At 71.2% G+C, this 26606-nt stretch carries 20 protein-coding genes; 10 read left to right on the forward strand and 10 right to left on the reverse strand.

The window, feature by feature from the left end:
- Positions 1 to 5: 5 nt before the first annotated feature.
- The gene (locus tag OHT76_RS09240; RefSeq protein WP_328870271.1) at positions 6 to 1406 is read right to left on the reverse strand and encodes a CitMHS family transporter; all 1401 of its coding nucleotides are present in this window, start codon (positions 1404 to 1406) and stop codon (positions 6 to 8) included.
- A gap of 440 nt (positions 1407 to 1846) precedes the next feature.
- Here OHT76_RS09240 and OHT76_RS09245 point away from each other — a divergent pair, with 440 nt between their 5' ends.
- Positions 1847 to 3091, forward strand: a complete 1245-nt coding sequence (locus OHT76_RS09245; RefSeq protein ID WP_328870272.1) for an IS110 family transposase — start codon at positions 1847 to 1849, stop codon at positions 3089 to 3091.
- Between the two features lie 77 nt (positions 3092 to 3168).
- On the opposite strand, the gene OHT76_RS09250 is transcribed toward OHT76_RS09245, so the two are convergent.
- The 5 genes from OHT76_RS09250 to OHT76_RS09270 all read right to left on the reverse strand — a co-directional run bounded on the left by OHT76_RS09250 (position 3169) and on the right by OHT76_RS09270 (position 13089).
- Entirely contained in the window at positions 3169 to 5427 is a 2259-nt protein-coding gene (locus OHT76_RS09250; RefSeq protein WP_328870273.1) for a molybdopterin oxidoreductase family protein, read from the reverse strand.
- 123 nt (positions 5428 to 5550) lie between these two features.
- Positions 5551 to 10968, reverse strand: coding sequence for a caspase family protein (locus tag OHT76_RS09255; protein ID WP_328870274.1), 5418 nt, complete (start codon positions 10966 to 10968; stop codon positions 5551 to 5553).
- Positions 10949 to 11794 (reverse strand): alpha/beta fold hydrolase, encoded by an 846-nt coding sequence (locus tag OHT76_RS09260; protein ID WP_328870275.1) that lies wholly within the window; start codon positions 11792 to 11794, stop codon positions 10949 to 10951. The genes OHT76_RS09255 and OHT76_RS09260 overlap by 20 nt, the downstream gene beginning before the upstream one ends.
- Before the next feature lie 66 nt (positions 11795 to 11860).
- Positions 11861 to 12481, reverse strand: coding sequence for a TetR/AcrR family transcriptional regulator (locus OHT76_RS09265; protein WP_328870276.1), 621 nt, complete (start codon positions 12479 to 12481; stop codon positions 11861 to 11863).
- Entirely contained in the window at positions 12478 to 13089 is a 612-nt protein-coding gene (locus OHT76_RS09270) for a hypothetical protein (protein ID WP_328870277.1), read from the reverse strand. The genes OHT76_RS09265 and OHT76_RS09270 overlap by 4 nt, the downstream gene beginning before the upstream one ends.
- A gap of 162 nt (positions 13090 to 13251) precedes the next feature.
- Between OHT76_RS09270 and hmgA the strand changes: the two genes are divergently transcribed.
- From hmgA to OHT76_RS09285, 3 genes are read left to right on the forward strand one after another with little or no spacing between them, the layout of a single operon-like run.
- A complete protein-coding gene (gene hmgA, locus OHT76_RS09275; RefSeq protein WP_328870278.1) occupies positions 13252 to 14568 on the forward strand; it encodes a homogentisate 1,2-dioxygenase in 1317 nt (438 codons plus the stop codon).
- 27 nt (positions 14569 to 14595) lie between these two features.
- On the forward strand, positions 14596 to 15345 hold the full coding sequence (locus OHT76_RS09280; RefSeq protein WP_328870279.1) for a GntR family transcriptional regulator: 750 nt from the start codon (positions 14596 to 14598) through the stop codon (positions 15343 to 15345).
- A gap of 16 nt (positions 15346 to 15361) precedes the next feature.
- Positions 15362 to 16504: a type ISP restriction/modification enzyme gene (locus OHT76_RS09285; RefSeq protein WP_328870280.1), complete on the forward strand. Its 1143-nt coding sequence runs from the start codon at positions 15362 to 15364 to the stop codon at positions 16502 to 16504.
- Here OHT76_RS09285 and OHT76_RS09290 read toward each other — a convergent pair.
- Positions 16501 to 17217 (reverse strand): TetR/AcrR family transcriptional regulator C-terminal domain-containing protein, encoded by a 717-nt coding sequence (locus OHT76_RS09290; protein WP_328870281.1) that lies wholly within the window; start codon positions 17215 to 17217, stop codon positions 16501 to 16503. The genes OHT76_RS09285 and OHT76_RS09290 overlap by 4 nt on opposite strands.
- Before the next feature lie 63 nt (positions 17218 to 17280).
- Between OHT76_RS09290 and OHT76_RS09295 the strand changes: the two genes are divergently transcribed.
- Genes OHT76_RS09295 through OHT76_RS09305 form a run of 3 tightly spaced genes read left to right on the forward strand, consistent with a single transcriptional unit; the run spans position 17281 to position 20225 of the window.
- On the forward strand, positions 17281 to 18225 hold the full coding sequence (locus OHT76_RS09295; protein WP_328870282.1) for an ATP-binding cassette domain-containing protein: 945 nt from the start codon (positions 17281 to 17283) through the stop codon (positions 18223 to 18225).
- Positions 18222 to 19004, forward strand: coding sequence for an ABC transporter permease (locus OHT76_RS09300; RefSeq protein WP_328870283.1), 783 nt, complete (start codon positions 18222 to 18224; stop codon positions 19002 to 19004). Before OHT76_RS09295 ends, OHT76_RS09300 begins: the two co-directional genes overlap by 4 nt.
- A gap of 24 nt (positions 19005 to 19028) precedes the next feature.
- Complete coding sequence (locus OHT76_RS09305; RefSeq protein WP_328870284.1) at positions 19029 to 20225, forward strand: CaiB/BaiF CoA transferase family protein; 1197 nt, start codon at positions 19029 to 19031, stop codon at positions 20223 to 20225.
- Positions 20226 to 20241: 16 nt separating this feature from the next.
- Here the strand turns inward: OHT76_RS09305 and OHT76_RS09310 are convergent, their stop codons facing one another.
- From OHT76_RS09310 to OHT76_RS09320, 3 genes are all read right to left on the reverse strand, one after another.
- The gene (locus OHT76_RS09310; protein WP_328870285.1) at positions 20242 to 20511 is read right to left on the reverse strand and encodes a hypothetical protein; all 270 of its coding nucleotides are present in this window, start codon (positions 20509 to 20511) and stop codon (positions 20242 to 20244) included.
- 126 nt (positions 20512 to 20637) lie between these two features.
- Positions 20638 to 21426 (reverse strand): anti-sigma factor, encoded by a 789-nt coding sequence (locus tag OHT76_RS09315; RefSeq protein ID WP_328870286.1) that lies wholly within the window; start codon positions 21424 to 21426, stop codon positions 20638 to 20640.
- Positions 21423 to 21965: a sigma-70 family RNA polymerase sigma factor gene (locus OHT76_RS09320; protein ID WP_328870287.1), complete on the reverse strand. Its 543-nt coding sequence runs from the start codon at positions 21963 to 21965 to the stop codon at positions 21423 to 21425. The genes OHT76_RS09315 and OHT76_RS09320 overlap by 4 nt, the downstream gene beginning before the upstream one ends.
- A gap of 207 nt (positions 21966 to 22172) precedes the next feature.
- On the opposite strand from OHT76_RS09320, the gene OHT76_RS09325 reads away from it, so the two are divergent.
- The 3 genes from OHT76_RS09325 (at position 22173) to OHT76_RS09335 (ending at position 26600) form a co-directional block, all read left to right on the forward strand.
- Positions 22173 to 23705 (forward strand): DUF4331 domain-containing protein, encoded by a 1533-nt coding sequence (locus OHT76_RS09325; RefSeq protein WP_328870288.1) that lies wholly within the window; start codon positions 22173 to 22175, stop codon positions 23703 to 23705.
- A 217-nt stretch (positions 23706 to 23922) separates the two neighbouring features.
- Positions 23923 to 25089 (forward strand): tetratricopeptide repeat protein, encoded by a 1167-nt coding sequence (locus OHT76_RS09330; RefSeq protein ID WP_328870289.1) that lies wholly within the window; start codon positions 23923 to 23925, stop codon positions 25087 to 25089.
- A complete protein-coding gene (locus OHT76_RS09335; protein WP_328870290.1) occupies positions 25086 to 26600 on the forward strand; it encodes a nickel/cobalt transporter in 1515 nt (504 codons plus the stop codon). Before OHT76_RS09330 ends, OHT76_RS09335 begins: the two co-directional genes overlap by 4 nt.
- The last annotated feature ends 6 nt before the right edge of the window (positions 26601 to 26606 follow it).

A 26606-nucleotide genomic window follows, 5' to 3' on the forward strand; every position in this document is an offset into this window, starting at 1 on the left:
GTCGGTCAGATGATGCCGAAGAGGATGCCCGCCGCGAGGATGATGAGGCAGGTCGCCGCCGCCCACTTCACCACGAACTTGGTGTGGTCGCCGAACTCGACCTTGGCCATGCCGACCAGGACGTACACGGCCGGGACGAGCGGGCTCGACATGTGCAGCGGCTGGCCGACCAGCGAGGCGCGGGCCATCTCCAGCGGCGAGACCCCGTGGGCGGCACCGGCCTCGGCGAGGACCGGCAGGACGCCGAAGTAGAAGCCGTCGTTCGACATGAAGTAGGTGAGCGGGAGGCTCAGCAGTCCGGTGACCAGGGCCATGTGCGGGCCCATGCCCTCGGGGATGACGTCCACCATCCACTTGGCCATGCTGTCGACCATGCCGGTGCCCTGGAGGACGCCGGTGAAGACGGCGGCGGCGAAGACCATGCCGGAGACGTTGAGGACGTTGTCGGCGTGGGCCGCGAGCCGGGCCCGCTGGTCGGGGATGCGCGGGAAGTTGACGGTGAGGGCGAGCGCGGCGCCGAGCAGGAAGAGCACCGGGATCGGCAGCCACTCCATGATCATGGCGGTCAGCAGGGAGACCGTGAGCAGCGCGTTGAACCAGTAGAGCTTGGGGCGCAGGGTGGCCCGGTTGGGGTCGAGGCCCTGGAAATCGTCGTCGTCCTGGTCGTCCGCGTCGGTGCCGGCGCCGCCCGTGGCGGGCACGGGGGTCTTGCCGTTGCCGTCGCCCGTGCCGCCGGCGCCCACCAGGACCGTCTCTGCCTCCTGGGGCTCCAGCGCCTCGTCCAGCGTCAGCACGCCGAGCCGCTTGCGCTCGCGCAGACCGAGCACGTACGAGAGGACGAAGACGAAGAGCAGGCCGACCAGGAGCGCCGGGATCATCGGCACGAAGATGTCGCTGGCGTCGAGCTTCAGCGCGGTGGCGGCACGGGCGGTGGGGCCGCCCCAGGGCAGGGTGTTCATCACGCCGTTGGCCATGGCGGCGACACCGGTCATCACGACCAGGCTCATCTTCAGGCGCTTGTACAGGGGGTACATCGCCGAGACCGTGATCATGAAGGTGGTCGAGCCGTCGCCGTCGAGGGAGACGATCGCCGCGAGGACGGCCGTACCGACGACGATCCGCATCGGGTCGGCCTTCGCGAACTTCAGGATCCCGCGCACGATCGGGTCGAAGAGGCCGACATCGATCATCACACCGAAGTAGACGATCGCGAACATGAGCATCGCCGCCGTGGGGGCGAGGCTGGTGACGCCGTCGATGACGTAGTCACCGAGGTGGGCGCCCTTCCCGACGAAGACGCAGAACAGTGCCGGGATCAACACGAGCGCCGCGATCGGCGACATCTTCTTCATCATGATCAGGACCAGGAAGGTCGCGATCATGGCGAAGCCGAGGATGGTCAGCATGAGTGGATACCTAACGTTCGCCCTTGAACTCCCACCAGGGCCGGCGGTGCGATGACGTTAGGTCTCTTCAAGCCGCGTTAACAAGACGTTGACGTGCGAGCAATAAGCGCAAAACTCCAGGTCAGAGCTTTGCTCAGGTCAGCGATCCAGCGCACCTTCGGTGCGCGCCGGGGGCGTGGTAAATGCCGTTGCGTGCGCCGAGGTGCTTCTTGTGTGCCCTGACGTGGGCTGATGTCTGTCCGGGACGCTGGTGGGGTTCGTTCCGGCCGAAGCCGATTGCTCTGTGATGCCGGTGAGCTCGCAGGTCAGCGTGGCGCTGAGGGCCGTCCACGGGAACCGTGGAGTGTTGCTGTGAGCACGGGCGTCAGAATTCCTGTTCCACCCTGGCCCTCCCGGAACGGCGTACTGCTTGGCCATTCGGTGAGGGAGGGAGTGGGGCCGTGGACGTGCTGCACGAACGCTGCGCCGGTGTGGACATCAGCAAGAAGGACGCCAAGGCGTGCGTCCGCAGCCCAAGTACGAAACGGCGTGGCTCGTTCACCAACGAGACCACGACCTGGGGCTCGACCACGAACGCCGTGCTCGCCCTGCGGGATCACCTGCTCGCTGCCGAGGTCACACTCGTCGTGATCGAGGCGACCTCGGACTACTGGAAACCGTTCTACTACCTGCTTGCCGAGGACCTGAACGTGATCCTGGTCAACGCCCGGCAGGTCAAGAACCTGCCCGGCCGCAAGACCGACGTCTCCGACGCCGCCTGGCTGGCCCAGCTCGGCGCCCACGGCCTGGTCCGCCCCTCGTTCGTGCCACCCGCACCGGTGCGCGAACTGCGGGATCTGACCCGGGCCCGCACCCAGATGACCCGCGAGCGCGGGCAGATCGTGCAGCGACTGGAGAAGCTGCTGGAGGACACCGGGATCAAGCTGGCCGCGGTCGCCTCCGACATCATGGGCGTCTCGGGCCGGGCCATGCTGGAGGCCCTCATCGCCGGCGAACGCGACCCGCAGACGCTCGCGGACCTGGCCAAACGCAAGCTCCGCAACAAGATCCCCGAACTCACCGAGGCCCTGACCGGCCGCTTCCTCCACCACCACGCCTTCCTCACCCGGCTGCACCTGGACCACTACGACCAGCTCACCGACGCCATCGGACAGCTGGATACGCGGATCGAGGAGGCGATGGCCCCCTTTCGGCCCGCCCTGGACCTGCTCGACACCATCCCCGGCATCAACCAGGCCGTCGCCGAAGTGATCATCGCGGAGACCGGCGGCGACATGGCCCGGTTCACCACCGCCAAACACCTCGCGTCCTGGGCCGGGGTCTGCCCCGGCCACCAGGAGTCCGCCGGCCGCATCAAGAACACCAAGGTCCGCCCCGGCAACCCGTATCTCAAAGGAGCCCTCGGCCTCGCGGCGTTCGGAGCGGTGAGAACCAACAACACCTACCTGCAAGCCCGTTACAAGCGACTGACCGCCCGGCGCGGCCCGCTCAGGGCCCTGGTCGCCGTCGAGCACTCGATCATCACCGCGATCTGGCACATGCTCACCGACAACGTCCCCTACCACGAGCTCGGCGGCACCTACTTCGCCCGGCGCGACCCCGAACGAGCCACCCGCCGCGCGATCACCGCACTCAACCAGCTCGGCTACACCGTCACCCTCAACCCGATCGAGGGCGCAGCCTGACACCCAGAACCCGGACACCCGGCGACCATCACGGCCACCGGGCACCCACACCTGCCTACCCCCACCCTGACCTGCACCTATTTACGCGTCAGAGCGCTGAGCTTTTCGGCCACGGGGGCGACCTCGACGGGCACTCCGTTGAGGACCGCGTTGCCCGACAGGGGGTCCAGGAGGCTGCCGTCGAGGAGCTGGTTGACGTTGACTCCGGGGTTCTTCAGGGCGTGGCTCATCCGGGTGCCGGGCCGGTCGTGCCCCCAGCCGTGCGGCAGGCTGACGACGCCGGGACGCACGGCGTCGGTGACCTCCGCGAGCGCGGTGACCTCTCCCCCGGCCCCCTTCAGGCGTACGTCCGCCCCGTCCCGCACTCCGAGCCGCTCGGCGTCGTCGGGGTGGATGTGCAGGGTGCAGCGGTTGGTGCCGCCAGTGAGGGCGGGCACGTTGTGCATCCAGCTGTTGTTGGACCGCAGATGCCGGCGGCCGACGAGGACGAGCCCGTCCGGGCGGTGCCGCAGGGCCTCCCTGAGCCGCGGCAGATCGCCTGCGATCGGCTCGGGCAGCAGCTCGACCTTCCCGCTCCTGGTCTTGAGGGGCTGGGGCAGCCGGGGCTTGAGCGGCCCGAGATCGATGCCGTGCGGATGCGCGAGCAACTTGTCGAGGGTCAGCCCGTCGAGTCGTACGCCGAAACCGTCGCCGTAGGGGCCGAGGCGCAGCATCATGTCGAGCCGTCGCTCGGGGCCGGTGTCGCCGCCGAGCTGCGCCGCGAGTTCGCGCGGATCACGGCCATGGACCGGGGAGTGCGGCTCCTTCACCGCCTTGCCCAGGGTCTGGTCGACGACCATCTGATCGACCGCCGAGGGGTCCGCGCCGTGCATTCCGCTCGCGGCGAGGACGAGGCGGGCCATGATCTCCGTCTCCGCCATCCGCCCGGGCTCCAACGGGACGGCGGCGCGGGTGTAGCGGACCTGGTTGCGTACGGCGAGGGTGTTGAAGGCGAAGTCGTGGTGCGGGCTCTGGGAGGGCGGGGGCGGCGGCAGCACGACAGTGGCGTGGCGCGAGGTCTCGTTGAGATACGGGTCGACGCTGACCATGAAGTCCAGGGAGTCCAGCGCCTTGTCGAGCCGGTCGCCGTCGGGAGCGGAGAGCACGGGGTTGGCGCCGACCGCGATGAGCGCCCGGATCGGCTCCGCTCGGTCGGTGGCGGTGTCGATCTCCTCGGCGAGCGAGGAGAGGGGCAACTCCCCCTTGGCCTCCGGGTGCCCGCTCACCCGGGAGTGCCAGCGGCCGAGCTGGAAGCCGTGGCCGGGTCCGGCGGGCCGGGGCGTCTTGTCGGTGGCCGCCTGCGGGAAGAGGGCACCGCCGGGCCGGTCGAGATTGCCGGTGAGGATGTTGAGCACGTCCACGAGCCAACTGGCCAGGGTGCCATGGGCGACGGTACAGCTGCCGATACGGCCGTATACGGCGGCGGTGGGGGCGGCGGCGAGCTCGCGGGCGAGTTCTCGGATGACACCGGCGTCCACGTCACAGGCTTCCGCGGCTTCTTCCGGCGTGAAGTCCTTTACCGCGTCGCGGAGTTCATCGATCCCGAGGAGATGGGGAGCCAGCTCCCCGGTGTCCACGAGACCTTCCTCGAAAAGTACGGACGCCATGGCGGCGAGGAGCAGCGCGTCGGTGCCGGGCCGGATGGGGATGTGCCGGTCGGCGAGCTTGGCGGTGCGGGTGCGACGCGGGTCGATGACGGTGAGGGTGCCGCCGCGGGCCTTGAGGGCTTTGAGCCGGCCGGGGAAGTCGGGGGCGGTGCACAGACTCCCGTTGGACTCAAGGGGGTTGGCGCCGATGAGGAGCAGATGGTCGGTGCGGTCGAGATCGGGCACGGGGATGGCGTTGGCGTCGCCGTACAGCAGCCCGCTCGATACATGCTTGGGCATCTGGTCGACGGTGGACGCGGTGAAGAGGCTGTGGGTGCCGAGGGCGGCGATCAGGACGGGCGGATAGAGCGCACCGGCCATGGTGTGGACGTTGGGATTCCCGAGGACGATCCCGACGGCATGCGGCCCGTACCGCTCGACGACGGGCCGAATCCCTTCGGCAACGGCGTCGAAGGCCTCCGCCCAGGTGGCATCGCGGAGGACGCCGTCCTTACGGACGAGGGGGCCACGCAGCCGGTCCGGGTCACCGTCGACGGCACCGAAGGAGGCCCCCTTGGGACAGATGAACCCCTTGCTGAACACATCGTCGCGATCACCTCGGGCGCCGGTGACACGGGTGCCCTCGATGGTGAGCGTCAGCCCGCAGGTGGCCTCGCACAGGGGACAGATTCGCAGGGCGGTGCGGGACACGGGTCCTCCCGGGGGCGGCGACTTCGGTGACGCGCGGACGAGAGCGAGCATACCGACCGGTATGGATGGAGGGGAGGGGGTGGCGCGGCCAATCCACGGCCAATCCACTGCCAATCCTCGATGTCAGTCGAAGAGGATCGGGCCGTTGCGGGTGCCGACGATCAGTTCGCCGGCGGGGCCGGTGGTGAGGGCGGTGCAGAGGGAGGGGAGGTCGATGGTGCGGTGCATCGTGTCGTCGCGGGTGCCGAGGACGCAGAGCGTGGTGTCGCCCGCCGCCGCGTAGGTCTCGCCACCGGGGAGCAGAGCGGCGTACTCGACGCGCAGCGGCATACCGTGCTCGTGCGTGACCGGCGGTTCCGGGGCAGGACCCCGGCGCGGCAGCCATCGACGCTTGCGGAGCCGGTGGGCGGGCGGCCGTTCGCCGTCCTCGGTGAAACGCCTGCGCAAGGCGTTCCACGGCACGATCTTGGATTGCCGTACGCCGACCAGCAACAGCTCGTCGCCGCCCGGTGCGTCGAGGGCGAACACCCGGACCAGGCTGTCGTCGCGGAACCATACGGCGGCCCAGCGCCGACTGGTGGTGTCCAGGACGCGAATCACGTCGTCGGAGAGCTGGGTGAGGACCAGGAGACGACCGCCGCAGCGGACCGCGTGCAGCTCGGCCTTCTCGGTGCCCCCGTCGCCGGGCGCCGAGCACGGCTGGTCGGGCAGCGGCCCCCGGGCGATGTCGTGGATGCAGACCCGACCGTCTCCGTCCGGGTACAGGAACCGAGGGAGGTCCGAGTCCCACACCGCGACGGACAGCAGCGACTGCGCGCCGGTGTCGTCCGGCACGGCGGCCAGTTGGGCCCCGGGGTGATGGTGGGGCACGGGAGTGACCAGTGGCCGTCCCGCTGAGGCGACCGTGCCGTCGGTGCCGAAGTCCCAGTACTCCAGCAGGCCGTTCTCGCCGCGGGCGAAGAGCCGGGGCCGGACGTCCCGGCCGGGCGGGCGCCAGGCCACCGCAGCCAGCTGTCCCACCGCTCTGTCACCGACCGGGCGCAGCCGTCGGACCAGCTCGCCGCGCTCGCCGTCGCGCACCTGGAGCGATCCGTCGGCCGAGCCGACGACGACGGAGAGACCGCCGTCGTGCTCCACGGCCGCGACGGCGGACACGGGCCGCACCTCGTCCAACGCCTCCACCACGCGCCGGCCCTCGGGCGTGTCCCGCAGCCACCAGACCTGTCCGCCCTCGTCCCCGCAGAGCAGTCCGTCGTCGGTCGCGTGCAGGGAGGCCGCGGTCCTGGGCATGGGGCGCTCCCAGCCGTCGCGGTACGAGACCAGGCGGGCGTCGGCGCCGTAGCCGACGAGCCCTGTCGCGGTGTAGGCCAGCGCGCACACGTCACCCACGTGTGCGGGGCGGGGCGGGTTGCCCAGTGGTCTGCACGTCGGCAGCGTCCACTCGCGCACGGTCCCGTCGGATCCGCCGACAGCCAGCCGCCCCGAGCCGTCGGGGTGCAGGGCAAGGGCGGTGGTCCACCGCGGTGACTCGGGGAGCGGACCGTAGACGAACATCCGGCCCGCGCCGACGTCCCAGCAGACGATCCGGCCCGAGTCGGTGCCGACGACCAGCACGTCCCGGCCCCGGACGCGCCCGGTGGACAGTGCCGTGACGATGTCGGGGACGGTGAACTCCTGCTCGGCGACCGGCATTCCGCCGCGCAGGAGGAGGATCCTGACGCGTCCGCCGTGCTCGCCGGTGACAACGAAGTCCCGGCCGTCGGCCGTGCGTCCGGTGGTCGCGCAGCTGATCAGCGACACCTCCCAGGGGCCGGGGTCGAGCACCCTGCGCCGCCACAGCTCGTTGTGCCGCGTCAGGTCCCAGCAGCGGATCTGGCTGTCCTCGCCGACGCTGACGAGGACGGGGACGCCCCGCGGGCCGTGGATCTCGCCCAGGGCGAGGATGCGGCCCTCGTGCGCCGTGACCCGGACCGAGTCGGCGGCATGGGCGGTCGGCCAGAACCGCACGATCCCGTCCGAGCCGCCCACACAGACCGTGCCGCCCGCCCGGCACACGGCCGTTGCTGAATGCCGGAGCACCTGCCCGCCGAGGCGGTCCCCGGTCACCAGGTCGTACAGCTGGAGTCCGCGTGCGTTGCCCTGGACGGAGACGCAGGCGTTCGCACCCAGGTCGAAGACGGCCAGCCGGACCGAGGAGCCCGCGTCGACGCGCTGCGGCAGCCCGATCGGGCGCCCGCTGTCCAGGTCGATGCGGTGCAACTGTCCGTCGGCCGTAACCACGGCGACGATCCACTGCCGGCCGACTCGGCGCACGCCGAGCGAGGAGACGGAGAAGCCGCTGGTCAGGAGGGTGCGGACGGGAGCGCCCGTCGTGAAGGAGGACAGCCGGACGGTGTGGTCCGCGCCGGCGGTGACGAGTAGGTTGCCCTGCGGGTGGCCGGTCGCCAGGTCGATGTGGGTGACGGGGCCTTCGTGGCCTGTCACCACCGGATCCGGTAAGCCCCGGCCGAGGATCGAGAACGCCTCGACCCGGCCGTCGGCGTAGCCCATCAGCAGCGTCATGAGGGGCAGTCCAGCGGGACCGGCGCAAGCGGTGATGCGGTCTCCGGGGCCCTGTGGGGTGAGAGCGACCGGGTCCTCGGCCGTCAGTCTGTCGGCCCGCTCCTTCCACGCCTCGATCTCCCAGCTGTACAGCCGTCGGCGTTGCCGACGGCTGGGCGGAGGGTAATGGAAGGACCTGCCGAGCCGGTGGACGAGGACGTGTCCGCCGCGGAACCGCAAGGCCACCGCGCCGGGTTGGCCATCGGGGTCGGCGAGCACCACCAACTGGGCCGCCGGGTCCGGCATGCGCCGCTCGGGTTCGTAGTCCAGGGCGGAGCTCGGCGGCAGCACCCAGACCCAATTCCGGTCGGCATGCCAGACGTGGAGCAGGCGCGTGTAGTTCTTCGTCCGTATGCTGCCCCGCTCCAGGGCGACGTGCCCATCAGCCCACAAACCCGCCGCAAGGCCGGGAAGTTGGGGAGGTGCGGTCAGGGTCGAGCTGAACCAGTCGGTCGTCTTCTGCCGACGGGCGCGGCGGACGTCCCCGTCGTCCAGGTCGAACCAGGTCGCCCCTCGCGGCGAGATCAGATCGGCGTAGTGCGCACCGGTTCCGGCGGTGGGGACCACGATTCCCCCGCCGACCCCGATCGACATCCCCGGATACCGCCGCGCCCCCTCGTCCGGATTCCACGCCGCCCACCGCGCCCGCCAGGGCAACGGCTCCTCCCCCACATCACACGAGTCGGCCAGCCCCTGCGCCTTCCGGCACACCGCATGCAGCCGCAACTGGGCCCGCAGCTCGGGATTCTCTCCCCGCCCCTCCCACCACCGCAGCGACTCCTCCAGATCCCGCACCGCCTGCCCCGCCCGACGCCCCTCCGCGGTACGCAATCCGGGCAGCGCGGCGAAGAGTTGGCCGGGCTCGGCGGTCAGGACGAACCGCGCCTCCTGCACCAGCGGATCGAGTACCCCGCCCTCCCCCGCGTGCAGCGCCAAGTACCGCCGCACATAGGGATGTTCGACGTCCCGCAATACCTCCGTCACGGTCCGCTGGATGCGCTCCGCGTCCCGTCCCTCCCGCAGGTACTCGATCAGCGCCCGGTGATACACCCGGTACACCGAGCCCCCGTCCTCCACGCTCTCGACGACATACGAGCCCGCCGCCTGCCGCAACCACACGATGTCTTCGTCGCGGTAGGAGCGGCCGGTGATCGTCGAGGCCAGGCGGGGCCAGACACCCGCCCAGGGCAGGCCCGCGCCCTGGGCGTAGGCGAGCGGGAGGAGGAGGTCGTGGGCGCGGGCCGCCTCCGGTCCCAGGCGCTGGGTGAGGTCTCGTTCCATGGCCTCGCCCGGCAGCCGTGGGAGTTCGTCACGCCACTTCCGGTCGTGCGGATCGGGCGGGCACGGTTCGCGGGCGATCGTGCGGGCGGTGATGCGGGCCACCAGGAAGGAGCGGCCCGCGGCCTCGGCGACGGCTTCGGCGATGCCGTCCACCAGCCCGGGTGCGGCGGCGGAGAGGACGGAGTCCGGCGTGCACAGCAGCTTGCGGGCGTAGGCGCGGACGGCGTCGGGGTCGCCGTAGCACTCGGAGTCGAGGTCGATGCGCTGGGCGGTGGCGGGGAGCCGGTTCGCGATGTGCGGGCGGGCGCCCACCAACAGCCGTATGGGCAGGCGGCGTTCGGGGTCGGCAAGCGGGGTGAGGAGCTCGTCGACGGCCTCGTGCGGGGCGAGGGCCTCGTCCAGGGAGTCGATGAGGACGACGAGCGGGGCGGCCCGTGTCTGGAGGTGGGCGGTGAGCGCCCCGAGCGACTCGGCGGCGCAGCCCGCTGCCGCGGACAGAGCGTCGAGGAGCTGCCGGGTGGAGAGGTGACTGGCGTTGATCCGCTCGTCGACGGACCCGGGGGCGGGCAGCGCGGTCGGCAGTCCGGAGCGGGGCACGGACGCCGCGCGGGCCGGGTCGGTGAGGACCGCGAACAGCCCGAGCAGAGACGATTTCCCGGAGCCGGGGTCGCCGGTCACCACACACAGCCGCTCGTCCGCGCGCCCCGGCGACAGCCACTCCCTGACGTCCCCGATCGCCGCATGCCGCCCGGTGAAGTTCCACACGTCCTCGGTCGGTACGTCCGTCCCCCGCGCCCGGGGCAGGAAGAAGGCGCGCATGTCCTGTTCGCGGGCGCCGCGTTCGCGTGCTCCGAGTGCGACGATCCGGTCGATCTCCTCCAGTCGCAGTCCGTCCGCGTCGGGGATGTGGCGTGGGTTGGGGAGGAAGGCCGGGATGTCGCCGGTGGCGTGGGTCAGGGACCACACCGGGCGTTGGGCGCGCGGGACTTCGGGGTCGCTGCGGATGGCCGCCATGACGTGTTCGAGGCTGATGTGGGCGGGGGCATGGCCGGCGGTGGCCTGGCGGCGTACCGCGCGGTCGAAGGCTGCGGAGAGGGCGCCGGTGTACGCCTCCTCCTTGCGGCGGGAGGACGCGACGAGGACCAGTCCGGTGCTGCCGTGCTCGGTGACCGGCTCCCGGAAGCGGCGGGCCTCCAGCGCCCCGCGCAGGGCCGTGTCGGCGCCTTCCTCCGCGTAACAGGCGTCGATCAGCACCAGCAGCCGCTCGATCGCCGTGTCCTCCCACAGGTGGGCGACCAGATCCTCGGTGGGCAGGGCGGTGCCGCGCAGGTCGCGGGCGTCGCTGTCGTGCAGCAACAGGTAGTGGCTGCCGCTGTGTTCGGCCGTCACGCCGTGCGTGGCGAGGTACAGGACCACGTAGTCGTCCGGGTGGCGGTCGGGAGCTTTGGCGAACTGCCTCAGGGACTCCATGAGTTGGCTCCGTGTCGGGTCCAACCCCACCCGCGCGCCCCTGACGTAACCCAGCTCCCCGAGGAACAGCTCCTCCACCCGCTGTACGTCATCAGCCAGTTCGGGTCTCTCCGCCTCCGGATGCGCCGCTACGTCCGTGACGGCGGCGGCGATCAGGAAACGGCGCGCCTCAGTCGAGACCGCATCCATCGGTCACCGCCCGGCCGACCTGCGGGGTATTGAGGTAGCGGGTGGCATCGTGGGCCCGGCTGCCGTTGTGGACGAGGTGACAGTCGACCCGGTCACCGAAGAGCGGACGTAAGTCCTTCACCAGGGCCACGACATCGCCCTCGTCCGCGATGTTGGTCCAGGTGCCGACACCGCCGGGCCAGGCGCCCGGCTTGCGCAGCCGGTCGTAGACGAGGTTGCGGATGCCGAGCGGCGAGCCCAGCGTCAGCAGCCCGCGCACCGGCCACTCGGGGTGGGCGCACAGCGCCTCGTAGGCGACGACACTGCCGAGGGAGTGCCCGACCACGACCCGGGTGCGGTCGGTGACGGCGGCGGCGACCCTCTCCTGTACGGCCGTCTGCACAGCGGGATCGCAGAGGTACGCGCGGACTTGCTTGAGGTCGAGGACCAGGCCGCGCAGGGCGACGCCGGCGAAGAACCGGGAGCGGCTGAGGGCATTGAGCGCGCGCTGGACCGTCTGCGGGGTGCGGGCCAGGGTCCGGGCGTCGGGTGGCAGGACGGCCTCGTCGGTGCGAGCGGCCTCGGCCCAGATCGACAGGAGGAGTTCGGTCTCGAAGCCCTCGTCGACGTCAGAGGCGTCCAGGGGCGGGTCCTGGACGGCGAGGGTGCGGCCGGGCGGGCGGAACAGATCGCCGTAGAAGACACAGCGCACCTCGTCCGCGTCGAGGGCGGACACGGTCCCGGCGCGCAGCAGGCCGTCGGCGAGCGCGGGGTGCCAGGCGGTGTGCAACTGCCGTTCCCCGGCGTACTGCTGACCGATCCCGTGGATGCAGACCACCCGAGCCATGGCGTCCCCCCATAAGCGCCCCAAGGGTCTGATCACCTTAGCAACGGGAGGCCTCCTGGGCCCCGTTCAGTCCAGGACCCGTGCCAGATACGCCCGCAGCAGCTCCCGGGCCTCCGCGATGATGCGTTCGTCGCCCTCCGGGGAGACCCGGAAGGCGAGATGGACCAGGGTGTCGGCGGTTTCCACGGCGACGAGGAAGACGCGGCGCAGGTCCTCGTCGGGGGTTCGGTCGAGGTAGCCGGAGAGGAGGTCGGTGAGGCGGTCGGCCACGCGGTGGTTCGGCTCGGCCGGGCGGACGCCGACCGGTATCTGGTTGCCGAAGTCGACCAGGGAGAAGCCGGGGGCGGTCCGCTTCATCACCAGGTACTCGTCAAGTACGGCGTCCATGGCCGCCCGCCAGCCACCGCCACCGCCGACGCCCGCCAGGCGCTCGGTGACGCGCTCGGCGTAGCGGTCGAGGTTGCGCTGGGCCAGGGCGTCGGCCATCTGGCGTTTGTTGCCGAAGAAGCGGTAGACCGAGCCGATGGGGACGCCGGCGCGCTGGGCGACCGCGCGGGTGCTCAGGGCGTCGTAGCCGACCTCGTCGAGGAGGTCGGCGCAGGCGTCGAGGATCCTGGTCAGCCGTTCGGCACTGCGCCGCTGTACGGGCGCGCGGCGGAGCGAGGTCGCGTGGGGCACGGGCTTCATGATGCCTTTCCGGCGCGGTCCGGTGAACCTTGCCCTCCAGTACGGACTCCGGTGGCCCCTGCACTCACCGAGGCCGTCCGGCTCGGGCTCGCCCCCGGCGCCGCCGAACCCGCCTCCGACGCCGTGATGTCCGCCGTACTCTCGATCGGCTCCCCGTCCACCGCCCACACCGTGCCGTCGTCGGCGTACAGCCGGGCCGTGACGTGATGCGTGCCCCGGGGGACGAGCTCGGCCGGGAGCCGGTGCTCGGGGGCGCGCAGCCGGGCGATCAGGCGGCCGTCGAGATAGAGGTGCGCCAGGCCCTGTCCGGCCACCGGCATCTCCTTCGTACCGGCGGGCGAGAAGCGGAAGCCGCGGACGGTCAGGCGGACGTCCCAGCTGTCGTCGGAGTTGGGCTGCACCTCGATGCCGACCTCGGGCGCCTCGTCCTTGTCCACCTCGCGGTAGAGCCGGCCCTCCTCGTCGGCGTCGTCGAGCAGCTCACCGACCGGCGAGACCGACTCGCCGTTCCTCTGTTCCTGTGTGCCGCCCGAGCCGCAGCCCACGGATCCGGTCAGCAGCAGGACACAGACCGCGAGCGCGGCGAGCAGCGCCCGCGTCCACGACATGCCCGGGAGCGTAGAACACCGGTCCGACACTCGGATCCCCCTGAGGTCTGGTTCTGGTCGTCCGCAGTGAGGAGAAACCCGGTACGACGCGTGCACCTCTTGCGCCCATCGGGCCACAATCCTACGGTGATGCATAGGATTACGGATGGCGAGGGAGCGATCATGAGCGGGGACGCGCGGAAGACCGCGGAGGGCCTGTCGTATCTCCAGGGGTTCGGCAATGAGCACAGCTCCGAGGCGGTGCCCGGCGCCCTTCCCGAGGGCCGCAACTCACCGCAGCGCGCACCGCTCGGGCTGTACGCGGAGCAGCTCAGCGGTTCGGCGTTCACCGAGCCGCGGGCACACAACCGCCGCTCCTGGCTGTACCGGATCCGCCCCTCGGCGGCCCACCCGGCGTTCACGCGCGTGGACAACGGCCCGATCCGCACCGCGCCCTTCACGGAGTCGGTGCCCGACCCCAACCGGCTGCGTTGGAACCCGTTGCCCGAGCCCGCGCCCGGCACCGACTTCCTGGCCGGCCTGTGGACGCTCGGCGGCAACGGCGACGCGACCCAGCGCACCGGCATGGCCGTACACCTCTACAACGCCAACGCCGCCATGGACCGCGTCTTCAGCGACGCCGACGGCGAGCTGCTGATCGTCCCGGAGCGCGGCGGGCTGCTGCTGCGCACCGAGTTCGGGCTGCTGCACGCGGAGCCCGGGCATGTGGCGCTGATCCCGCGCGGGGTGCGCTTCCGGGTGGAGCTGCTGGACGCGACGGCCCGTGGTTACGTCTGCGAGAACTACGGCGCCCCCTTCCAGCTCCCCGACCTCGGCCCGATCGGCGCCAACGGCCTCGCCAACGCGCGGGACTTCAGGGCACCCGTCGCCGCCTACGAGGACATCGAGGGCCCGGTGGAGGTGGTCAACAAGTTCTGCGGCAACCTCTGGCGGGCGACGTACGACCACTCCCCGCTCGACGTGGTCGCCTGGCACGGCAACCATGTGCCGTACGTGTACGACCTGCGCCGCTTCAATGTCATCGGGACGATCTCGTACGACCACCCCGACCCGTCGATCTTCACGGTGCTGACCTCGCCGAGTGACACCCCCGGCCTCGCGGGCGTCGACTTCGTCGTGTTCGCGCCGCGCTGGCTGGTGGGCGAGGACACCTTCCGGCCGCCCTACTTCCACCGGAACGTGATGAGCGAGTACATGGGCCTGATCGAGGGCGCCTACGACGCCAAGGCGGAGGGCTTCGTGCCGGGCGGGGGCTCGCTGCACAACATGATGTCGGCGCACGGCCCGGACCGGGAGACCTTCGACCGTGCGAGCGCCGCGGAGCTGAAGCCGCAGAAGATCGACGACGGGCTGGCGTTCATGTTCGAGACACGGTGGCCGGTGACGCTGACGGGGCACGCGGCCGAGGCGGAGCAGCTGCAACAGCGTTACGACGATGTGTGGCAGGGCCTGGAGCGTCACTTCCGCCCCTTGCAGTAAAGATCCCCTACCGGTACGGATGGCCCCGTGACCTCCTTCGCCCCGGACTCCATCGTCCTCAACCGCAAGCTGCCGCTCTGGTACCAGGTGTCGCAGTCGCTGCGCGCCTCGATACTCGGCCGCCGGCCCCAGGACCCACTGCGCCTGCCCACGGAGGAGCAGTTGGCCGGGCACTACGGCGTGAGCGTGCTGACCATGCGGCAGGCACTGAAGGAGTTGGAGGACGAGGGGCTGATCACCCGGCACCGGCGGCGGGGCACGTTCATCGAGCCGCATGTGCAGCGGGGCGCGCCGGTGCGGCTGCTGGGCTCGGTGGACGCGATCGTGGCGCAGCAGTCGGGGATGACGACCCGGATGCTGGACCACGGGAAGGGTCCGGTCCCCGCCGAACTGGTCGAGTACTTCCCGGATCTGGGCGAGGTGGGGACGTATCACCGCCTGCGCAGCGACGAGAAGACGGGCGAGCCGACGAACCACGCCCGCAACTACGTCCGTCCCGAGCTCGCCACCCGGATCGATCTGGCGGACTTGGCGCGCTGGCCGATGACGAAGGTGCTGCGCGATGTCGTCGGCGCGGACATCAGCCGCATCACGGACACAGTGGAGGCGCGGCTGGCGGACCCGGAGACGGCTCGGCTGCTGGAAGTGCCGTTACTGAGCCCGATCTTGCACTACACGGGCATTACATACGATTCGGGCGGGCGTGTTCTGGATGTGGCGGTCATCAACTACAGGGGTGACCGTTTCTCCTTCACGGTGACCCTCGACGCGACGTAGACGGCCACGTCGTACCATGCCCACCGTGACGCACGACGACGCTCCGCTGCTGGCGGACCTCATGCCGTGGTCCGTCGCACCGCTTCGGCTGGGCCGGGGGTGGCCGACGGGCCCCGACGCGGCCTGTCTGAAGGCCCGCTGGGACGCCTTCGTCAAGGCGGAGGGCCCGGACCGGGAAGTGCTGCTGGAGCCGACGCGCTCACGCACCCTGCACTCGGCCGTGGGTCAACTACCGGGCCACCCGGGGGGTACGGAGAAGCTGGTCCGCGCCTCGGGCCCGTGCCCGGAACCGGTGCGCGTGCTGCACGCCCCCTTCGACGAGCAGTGGCTGATCCCCGACCACCGCCTGATCGACGCGGCCCGCCCGGAGCTGTGGCGGGTGGCGGACGAGCACCAGACGTTCCTGGTCGAGACCCCCGACCAGCTCCTCGCCACCTCCCTCCTCCCCCTCCTCCGCCCCGGCCGCATCCGCCCCCTCTTCCGCCGCCCGGGCGGCACGGAACCGAACCTGGCACCGGGCCTGTTGGAGCACCTGGCGACTCGACTGGGCCTGACCCCCGGTCCGGCGGACGTCCTTGCCTGGGCGCTGGCGACGGCCCGCCCCGACCTCACCGTCCCCCTCACCGCGGACCCCGAACTCTGGGCGAGGGGCGTGGAGTTGGGCCATCGCACCCTCTGGCTGATGCGCCGCGACGGCGACCGCCCCAAGCTCCCCGGCGGCCGCCGCCCGTACGTACGCGCACCGCTCCCCTCCCGCCCCCTGACCCTCCACTACGACCGCGAGGACGAGGCCCTGCATCTGGACGAGGGCCGAATCTCCCCGGTACCGCCTCAGGCCTGGGACTTCGAGGTGGGCGGCGTCCGGGTCCTGGAGCAGTGGTTCACGGCACGCACCGCGGATGCAGCGGAACCGGGCACGCTGGCGGCGATCCGCCCGACGACGTGGCCGCAGACGTGGACGTCGGAACTGCTGGAGCTGATCACCGTGCTCGCGCTGCTGGCGGAACTCCAGCCGTTCCAGGAGGAGTTGACGGCCCGGATCACGGCGAGCGAGCTGCGGAAGGCGGGCGTGTTCCCGGTGCCGGAGTCGGCGCGCCGGCCGGCCTCGGTACTCGACGGCCATGAAGAGGGCCCCGAGGGGCAACTCGCGCTTCTCTAGCGCAGATCGGGATCGAAGGCATCCAGGACACGTTCCAGCGCCCGGCTGAACACCGCCTCCAGATCGATCGGCCCGCTGTCCTCCATGAAGGCGGCGGCCAGTCGCGGATACGCGCCGGTGGCGACCTGGCTACCGAGGTAGGCGATGCGGACCGCGTTCTCCTCCTCCTCGGACCAAGGCATCGAGCGGGTCCGCTCGGCGGTGGCGATCTCGTTCGCGGTGTACGTCGTCACGACGCCGTTGAGCAGCGCGACGAGCTCCATCTTCACGCTGTACGGGACGTCGAGCGGTTCGAGACAGGCCAGGCAGTGCTCCAGGTAGCGCAGGGTGTGGGGACTGAAGCCGTACACCCCTGACATCAGCCGCGGCACCCAGGTGTGGCGGCGCATGATGGCGCGGGTCTCCTGCGCGTTGCGGATCATGTCGGCGCGCCAGTCGCCCGAGGGCTCCTGGATCTCGTGCTCGGCGCCCACCGCGTCGATCATCAGCTCGTGCAGGTCCTCCTTGCGGGGGACGTAGTTGTACAGCGACATGGTGCCGCAGCCCAGCTCGGCCGCCACGTGCCGCATGGACACGGCATCCAGCCCGCCGGCGTCGGCGATCCGCACTGCGGCTGCCGCGATGTCCGCACGCGTGAACGCGGGCCTGGGCCCTCGCCCGGTCCGCTCGGGTCGCGCCCAGATCACCCCGGGTTCGGCCGCCTTGCCCGCCATCGATCATCACCTCGGCCACCATCCTAGTTACGTACAGCGTACGTAGTGCGCTATGGTCCACCCATGACTTCTACGTACGCTGCACTTAGTGAAGGTCTGGAGAAGCGGTTCGGAGAGGTCCACGCGCTGCGCGGCCTTGATCTGGCCGTCGCGCAGGGGACCGTCTGCGGGCTTCTGGGGCCCAACGGGGCGGGCAAGACCACGGCGATACGGCTGCTCACCACGCTGCTGCGCCCGGACTCCGGCTCGGCCCGCGTCGCCGGGCACGACCTGCTGCGGGACCCGGGGGCGGTCCGGCGCAGCATCGGCGTCACCGGTCAGTACGCCTCGGTCGACGGCGACCTCACCGGCCGCCAGAACCTGCGTCTCTTCGCCCGGCTGCACCGGGTGCGCGGCCCGGCCGAGCGCGCCGCCGAACTCCTGGACCGGTTCGGGCTGACCGAGGCGGCAGACCGGCCGGCGGCCACGTACTCGGGCGGGATGCGCCGTCGTCTGGACCTCGCGGCGAGCCTCGTGCGCCGCCCCGAGGTGCTGTTCCTGGACGAGCCCACGACGGGCCTCGACCCCGCGAGCCGCAACCGCATCTGGGAGGCGGTACGGGAGCTGACCGAGGACGGCACGACCGTGTTGCTGACCACGCAGTACCTGGATGAGGCCGACCAACTCGCCGACGACATCGCCCTGGTGGACCGGGGGCGGGTCGCGCAATCGGGCTCGCCGGCCCAGTTCAAGGCGACCATCGGCGCACATGTCGAGGTCGTCGTCGCCGATCCGGACGTCATGGCGAAGGCGGCGGCCGTACTGGACCAACTGACCGGTACCGAGCCGTCGTTCGACCACGAGCGAGGCGCCGTCGGCGCGGTCGCCCGGGACGCCACGCTCACGCTCCCCCGCTTGGTGCGCGAACTCGACGCGGCAGGCGTGCCGTTGCTGGACGCGAGCCTCAAACCGCCGACTCTCGACGACGTGTTCCTGCGACTCACCCAGGAAGAGGAGCGTGCGGCATGAGCACTCTCGCCTACGACGGCGGCGCGATGCTGGGCCGCCAGCTGCGGCGGCTGCGCAACAACCCGGGGCTGCTGATCCTGACCCAGACCATGCCGATCACCATGCTGCTGTTCTTCGGCTACGTCTTCGGCAGCGCGCTCGCGATGCCGGGCGCGGAGTACCGGTCCTTCCTGGTGCCGGGGCTGCTGGTGGCGACCGCCGCGAACGGCATCATGACCGGGATGTTCCAGACCGCCCAGGACACCCACCGCGGCGTGATGGACCGCTTCCGTACGCTGCCGATGAGCCGGGCCGCCGTGCCGCTCGGGCAGGCGGGCGCTGATCTGGTCGTGACGGCGGTGGGCACGGTGCCGTTCCTGCTGGTCGGCCTCGCGGTGGGCTGGCGGATCGAGGGGTCCGCACTCGAAGCGGTGGGCGCCGTGGGGCTGTTGCTGCTGTTCCGGTTCGCTACGACGTGGGTCGGGATCTTCCTCGGGCTGCTCACCCGGAACGAGGAGGCCGCCGGTCAGCTGGGCGGGGCGACCTTCATCCTGCCGCTGCTGTCCAACGCGTACATTCCGACCGACGGTCTGCCGGGCTGGCTGCGCACCCTCGCCGAGTGGAACCCGATCAGCGCGGTCACCACGGCCCTGCGGGACCTCTTCGGCAACGCCCCCGTGCCGCACGACGCCGCCTGGCCGGTGGCCCACCCGATCGCCGGGTCACTGGCCTGGAGCGCGGTACTGATCGCCGTGGCCGCGCCGCTCGCCGTGCGCCGGTACACCCGTGGCGAAGGCTGACGCCCACAGGGCATGATCGCCCGCATGGAATCGCAGCCGCTGCCCCTGACCGGCATCACCGTCGTCGCGGTCGAACAGGCCGTCGCGGCCCCCTTCGCCACCCGGCAGCTCGCCGATCTCGGCGCCCGGGTGATCAAGGTCGAGCGGATCGACGGCGGCGACTTCGCGCGCGGTTACGACACCGCCGCGCGCGGACTCGCCTCGCACTTCGTGTGGTGCAACCGCGGCAAGGAGTCCATCGCCCTGGACCTGAAGGACCCGCGCGGCCTGGAGGTCGTACGGCGGCTCGTGCGCGACGCGGACGTCTTCGTGCAGAACCTCGCCCAGGGCGCCGCCGCCCGGCTCGGCCTCGACGCGGCCACGCTGTGCGCCGCGCACCCGCGGCTGATCGCCGTGGACATCTCGGGGTACGGCGCCGGTGGCCCGTACGCGGACAAGCGGGCGTACGACATGCTCGTGCAGTGCGAGGCGGGCCTGGTGTCCGTGACCGGGACGCCGGAGCAGCCGGTGAAGGCGGGGATCCCGGCGGCCGACATCGCGGCGGCCATGTACGCCTTCTCCGGGGTGCTGGCGGCGCTGGTGCGCCGGGGCACGACCGGGCGGGGCGGGCCGGTGGAGGTGTCGATGCTGGAGTCGCTGGCGGAGTGGATGGGGCATCCGCTGCACCATGCGATGCACGGCGGCACGGCACCGGCGCGCACGGGTCTTGCGCACGCCGTCATCGCGCCGTACGACGCCTATCCGACGGCGGACGGCGGGCGGGTGCTGCTGTCGGTGCAGAACGACCGGGAGTGGCGGCGGCTGGCCGAACAGGTGCTGGAGCGGCCGGAGTTGGGGACCGCACCGGCCTACGCGACGAACGCGGCGCGGGTGGTGAACCGGGAGCGCACGGACGAGTTGGTCGCGAAGGCGCTGGGCGCGCTCGGCACCGACGAGGCGCTGGCGCGGCTGGAGGGCGCGGGTCTGGCGTGCGCACGCCTGAGGGATCTGCACGAGGTGGCGGAGCATCCGCAGCTGGCGGCCCGGGAGCGGTGGCGGGAGGTGGGGTCGCCGGTGGGGCCGCTCAGGGCGCTGCTGCCGCCGATCACGCTGCCGGGAGCGGACGCGGCCCGTATGGGGGATGTGCCCGCGCTCGGGGAACACACCGAGGCGCTGCTGCGAGCCGTGGGGATGACGGACGGCGAGATCGCAGCGCTGCGCCGGGACGGCGTGGCCGCCTGAGCGCGGGCAAAGCGGCTCAGCGGCCGCCGAACAGCGAACGGCGCAGTCGGCGCAGGGGCGCGAAGAGCGAGACGCGACGGACTCGCGCACCCCGGTCGCTGTGCTGACGCACGGGCTCACGGGCGGTCAGCTCACGCATCAGTGAGGTCGCCTCGGCCGTCTTCTGCTGCGGCACGGCGGGACCCGCCAGCACCGAGAGATGGCGGTCGAGGCGCGAACTGGTCGCGCTGCTCCCGCAGGTGATCGCAGGGACCCTGGCCCTGCTGCGCACTGTTATCTGTTCCATGTCACTCCCCACCCGTACGAGTCCACCCGGCCCGGGCAGGGTAACCCTATCGCCCCCTTGGGGCACTCGTGTATTGCGGTCACAGGATTCACCTTCCCTGTAAGGGTGTTGACGATTCACCCTTGATTACTCTCCGAATCCAACCGATTTCAGGGCGAGTTGGACCACCGGCTGAGTAGTGGGCTGCGGCGAGCCACCGTCCGGCTCGACGGTCACAGCCAGTGACGTTGCGGAGGTGTCCAGGCCGGACGCGACCAAGGGCGTGTCGCCGTCGAAGAGCCCGAGGGAGCGCGGTTGCGCGTCGGGGCGCATGACCCACAGTTGGTGCACGCGGTCGCCCGGAAGGTCGTCGTATCTGCCGAGGGTGACGACCGCGCTCCCCTCCGATGCGGAAGCGATCACTCCGATACTCCGGCCCTCGGCGTCCTGCCCGGTGCTCGCGCGCGCGTCGGGAGCAGCGAGAACGTGGGCGATCTCACGCGCCTGCGCCCGCTCGGCATCCAGCTGCTCCTGCGTCTGATTCGCCTGCACGGCGAACAGCGAGGCAACCACGAGCGCAGCGGCGGCCGTGGCGGTCGCGAACGGCACGAACAGAGGCCGCCGCTCCCGCACCCGGGCCGGCGGCGCCTGCATCCCCCACACATGCGGCGGCAACTGCGGCTCCCGCGCCCGCACGGGCTCCTGAGCAGTCGTCCGTACGGCGGCCAGGACCCGTTCGCGCAGCGCGGCCGGCGGCGGGGCGGACGTGGACCAGGCCAGCCGTACCGCGTCCTCGGACAGGGTCCGTACCTCGGCGGCGCAGCGGTCGCACTTCTTCAGATGTTTCTCGAAGCGCACGCGCTCCCCCGGTTCCAGAGCGTCGAGGGCGTAGGGAGCGGCGAGGGAGTGGAGATCGCCGCGGCGGAAGAGGCTCATACGGCACCTCCCAGGCATTCGCGCAGCCGGGTCAGCCCGTCCCGCATCCGCGTCTTGACCGTGCCCAGCGGCAGGGAGAGCCGCTCGGCGACCTCACGGTAGGTGTAGCCGTCGTAGTAGGCGAGGGTGACGGACTGCCGTTGCAGGGCGGTGAGCCGGTCGAGACAGCGGCGCACCCACTCGCGCTCCAGGCCCGCCTCGACCTCCTCGGACACCTGGTCGAAGGCGGGGTGATGGGCCTTGCGTGCCTCGCGCTGCTCGCGTTCGCCGGCCGCGCGGGCGCTGCGCACCCGGTCCACGGCCCGGCGATGGGCGAGGGTGAGGATCCACGACAGGGCGCTGCCCCGGCCGGGGTCGAACCGCCCCGCTGACCGCCACATTTCCAGCAGCACCTCCTGCGCCACCTCCTCCGACTGGGCCGGGTCCCGCACGACCCGCCGCACAAGGCCGAACACCGGGCCCGACACGATCCCGTACAACTCCTCGAATGCCTTCTGGTCCCCACCCGCCACGAGCACCAGAAGCTCGTCCGCCTCCAACTCGTCTCCCCCTCCCGCGAGACCGCATCTGGGCCGTCCCGCCCCACGAGGTATTCGCAACGCACCCACCTCCGGATGGGGTTACGGATCAGAAGGTCGAAAACGCGGGTCGGCGGGCCGCCAAATCAGTTTCGGGTCGGACCAATCCGCCCCGCACCCCGCTCCGAATCCCGGTGCGTCAGGCAAGTTGAACCGAGGACGGACGGCATGACACCTATCTCCAGGAGCGGCGCGGGACGCACGAGTGTCGCGACCCTCATCTGTGGTGCGCTGGCCGCCGGGGGGCTCGCAGCCGCCGGCGTGACCGCGCTGGAACCGGGGGCGGCCTCCGCCTCCAGCCACCGGGAGGCCCCGCTGATCTCGGGGACTCCGCAGTACGACAACACGGACGTGTACGCGTTCGTCAGCCCCGACAAGCCGGACACGACGACGATCGTCGCGAACTGGATCCCCTTCGAGGAGCCGGCCGGCGGACCGAACTTCTTCACGTTCGCCGAGGACGCGCAGTACGACATCCACATCGACAACAACGGTGACGCGCAGGGTGAGCTGCTGTACCGGTTCACGTTCAAGACGCACACCAAGAACAAGAAGACGTTCCTGTACAACACCGGGCCCGTCGAGAGCCTCGACGATCCCGACCTCAACGTCACGCAGACCTACGACATCGATCTGCTGCGGCTGAAGAACCAGCACCTGGTGTCGAAGACGAAGGTCGCCAACGATGTGCCGGTGGCGCCGTCGAACGTCGGCAAGGCGTCGATGCCGGACTACGCGAAGCTCCGCTCGCAGGCTGTCCATCAACTGGCCGGTGGCGCCTCGTCGTTCGCCGGTCAGGCCGATGACCCGTTCTTCCTCGATCTGCGGGTCTTCGACCTGCTGTACGGGGGGAATCTGAGCGAGGTCGGAAACGACACGCTCAAGGGGTACAACGTCAACTCGATCGCCCTTCAGGTGCCTACGCACATGATCACGGAGTCGGCCGAGCAGCCGATCGTGGGGATCTGGTCGACCACCCAGCGGAAGAATGCGCAGGGGCACTTCGCTCAGGTCTCCCGGCTGGGGATGCCGCTCGTGAACGAGGTCGTCAATCCGATCAAGGACAAGGACAAGTTCAACGCGAGCGCGCCCTGGAACGACTCGCAGTTCCTGAAGAACGTGACCAATCCGGAGCTGCCGAAGCTCATCGAGGCGATCTACAAGATTCCGGCGCCTGCTGAGCCTCGGAACGACCTCGTCGATGTGTTCCTGAAGGGTGTGAAGGGGCTCAATCAGCCTCCGCATGTGCGGCCCGCGGAGGAGCTGCGGCTGAACACGTCCATCAAGCCGGCCGCCGAGCCGAAGCGGCTGGGTGTGCTGGACGGGGACAACTCCGGGTTTCCCAACGGGCGTCGGCTGACGGATGACGTGATCGATGCGTCGCTTCAGGTGGTCGAGGGTGAACTGGTCGGCGCCAAGAACGACTTGGGGGATGCCGTCGACAAGAACGACAAGGAGTTCGAGAAGGCGTTCCCGTATGTGGCGCTGCCGACGGAGGGGTCTCGGGGGCCGCTGGCGAAGGGGACGTCCGGGGGGAATGACGTACGGAATCAGCTCGGAGACGCGTTGTCGCCTGCCGGTTCCAGCAGTTCGTCCGACACCACGCTGATCGCGGCTTCCGCGGGTGCGGGGGCTATCGGGGTCGTTTTGATCGGGTCCGGGTTGCTCTGGTGGCGGCGGATGCGGGAGCGGGCGTACTAGGCGCCGTTGGGGTGCGGGGTTCTTCGCCCCGCGCCCCTGACCGGCACTGTCGGACCCTTTCTCGGCAAGTGATCTAGGAGTCGTCATGAACTCGCGCGTTCAACTTGGCCTGTGTGCTGGGCTGTTGGCCGTTGCGCTTACGGCAGGGGCCGTTGCTTTCGGAGGCGGGCGGGAGGTTTCGGGGCGGGGGGTCGGCGCTGTGTCGGCGGTGGCGCTGATGGCCGGTGACCTTGAGGCGCTTCAGGCCCATCTCCGGGAGCAGCCACGGGACTTCGGCGGGTGGGCCTCTCTTGGGCTCGCCTATGTCGAGCAGGCTCGTATCAACGGTGACCCCTCGCGGTATCCGCACGCCGCGCAGGCGCTGAAGCGGTCCCTCTCGCTGGAGCCCGGTAATGATCAGGCCCTTGCCGGGCAGGCCGCGCTGGCTGCCGCCCGGCATGACTTCCCGGATGCCCTCACGTACGCGGATCGGGCCCTGGACGCCAACCCCTACAACGAGCGCGCCCTGGCCACCCGTATCGACGCCCTCGTCGAGCTCGGCCGTTACGACGATGCCGCCGAGGCCGCCGACGTCGCCGATGCGCGGCGGCCGGGCGTCCCCGTCTTCACACGGTATGCGTACGTGCACGAGCTGCGCGGTGATGTGAAGACCGCGCGGCGGGTGCTGGAGCAGGCCCTGTCCTCCGCCACCTCTCCCTCGGACGTGGCGTTCGTGGCCACGCAGCTCGGTCAACTCGCCTGGAACCAGGGCGACTACGAGGAGGCGCTCGCGCAGTACGCGCGCGCTCTCGCCGCCGACGACACCTATCTGCCCGCTCTGGAGGGCCGTGCCCGTGCGCAGGCCGCCAGTGGGGAAGAGGGCGCGGCCGTGAAGGGCATGGAGGCCGTCGTCGCGCGGTCTCCGCTCCCCGGGCCGCTCGTCGTGCTCGGGGAGTTGTACGAGGCCGACGGGCAAGAGGACCGGGCCCGCGACCAGTACGCCCTCGTCGACGCCTGGACGGCGCTCGCCCGGGCCAACGGTGTCAACGCCGACCTCGACACCGCCCTGGCGGCGGCCGACCACGGCGACAAGGCCGCCGCCCTGCGCGCGGCCCGCGCCGAGTGGGACCGTCGCCGCACCGTGCACACCGCGGACGCCCTCGCCTGGGCGCTGCACGCGAGCGGGAGGGACGAGGAGGCGCTGCCCTATGCCCGCCGGGCCACGGCCACCGGCTACCGCAATGCCGCGTTCCTCTACCACCGGGGCATGATCGAGCGCGCCACGGGCGACGAGCGGGACGCCGAGAAGCACCTCACCAAAGCCCTACGCCTCAACCCCGGCTTCTCACCACTGGGCGCCCGCGAGGCCCGTGCCGCCCTCAAGGACCTGGAGGCGGGCGAGTGACCCTCCGTCGTCTGGTCGCCTCCGGCGCGGCCGTGCTCACGGCCGTCGGCGCGCTCGTGCTGGCCGCCTCCCCGCCCGCGAGCGCGCACCCGCTCGGCAACTTCACCGTCAACCGTTACGACGGTCTCGTCGCCGCGCCCGGCGCCCTGCGCGTGGACCATGTCGAGGACCTCGCCGAGATCCCGGCGACCCAGGCCGAGCCGGACATCCAGCGGCTGGGCCTCGACGAGTGGGCCGAGCGGCGGTGTTCAACCGCCGCCCGGGACAGCGCCCTCACCGTCGACGGCCGGAGCGTCACCCTCACCGTCGAGACCAGTCACGCGCGCGTGGGGCCCGGGCAGGCCGGGCTCGACACCCTGCGCGTGGAGTGTGCGCTCAGCGCTCCGTTGCCCGACGGCGACCGTCTGGCGCTCGACTTCCGTGCCGCCGGTGCGGAGTCCGGGCCCGGCTGGCGGGAGATCACCGCGCGCGGCGACCGGATGACGCTCAGCGCCTCCGACGTACCGAAGGAGTCGCTGTCCGGCGAGCTCACCGACTACCCGGAGGAGTTGCTCTCCTCCCCCGCCGACACCGCGACCGCCTCCCTGAGCGTGCGGCCCGGCGGCCCCGCGCTGGCCGATGAGGAGCGGGACGCGCCCGCCGCCTCCGTGCTGCCGCGTGGCGCCGACCGCTGGACGCGGGCCCTGGACTCGCTGGTGGCCCGCGAGGAGCTCACCGTCGGCTTCGCTGCCCTCGCCCTGTTCCTGTCGGTCGGCCTCGGCGCGCTGCACGCCATTGCCCCGGGCCACGGCAAGACGCTCATGGCGGCGGTGGCCACGGCCCGCGGCGGACAGGCCCGGATGAAGGACGTCCTGCCGCTCGCCGCCTCGGTGACGGTCACCCACACCCTGGGCGTGATCGCCCTGGGCCTGCTGGTCACGGCCGGCTCGGCCGCGGCGCCGTCCGTCATCGCCTGGCTGGGCATCGCCAGCGGCGCCCTGGTCACGGCGGCGGGCGCGACGCTCGTACGACGGGCCCGGCACCGAAGGAGCCACCAGCACTCCCACGAGCACGTACGCACGCCCGTCCTGGTCGGCGCGCACACGCATGAGCACGAGCACACCCACACGCATGAGCACACCCACACGCACACCCACGGCGGTCACACCCACACCCACTCCACCGCACCCACCGTGCGCGGCACGATCCTCCTCGGGTTCGCCGGAGGGCTCGTGCCCAGTCCCTCGGCCATCGTGGTCCTGGTCGGTGCCGCCGCGCTCGGGCACGCCTGGTTCGGGCTGCTGCTCGTCGTGGCGTACGGGGTCGGGCTGGCGCTCACCCTCACCGCGGCGGGGTTCGCCGTCGTACGGCTGGGGGCCGGGGCGAGCCGGGTGCTGGAGCGGCGTCCGCGCTGGGCCGCTCATCCACTGGCGGCTCTGGTCCGCCGTACCGCACCGCTGTTGTCCGCGTGGGTCGTCGTAGCTCTTGGGGCCGGATTGGTGCTCAAGGGGGCGGCATCCGCATTCGGTTGAGCTACT

It is taken from the genome of Streptomyces sp. NBC_00287, from assembly GCF_036173105.1.
Taxonomy (GTDB): domain Bacteria; phylum Actinomycetota; class Actinomycetes; order Streptomycetales; family Streptomycetaceae; genus Streptomyces.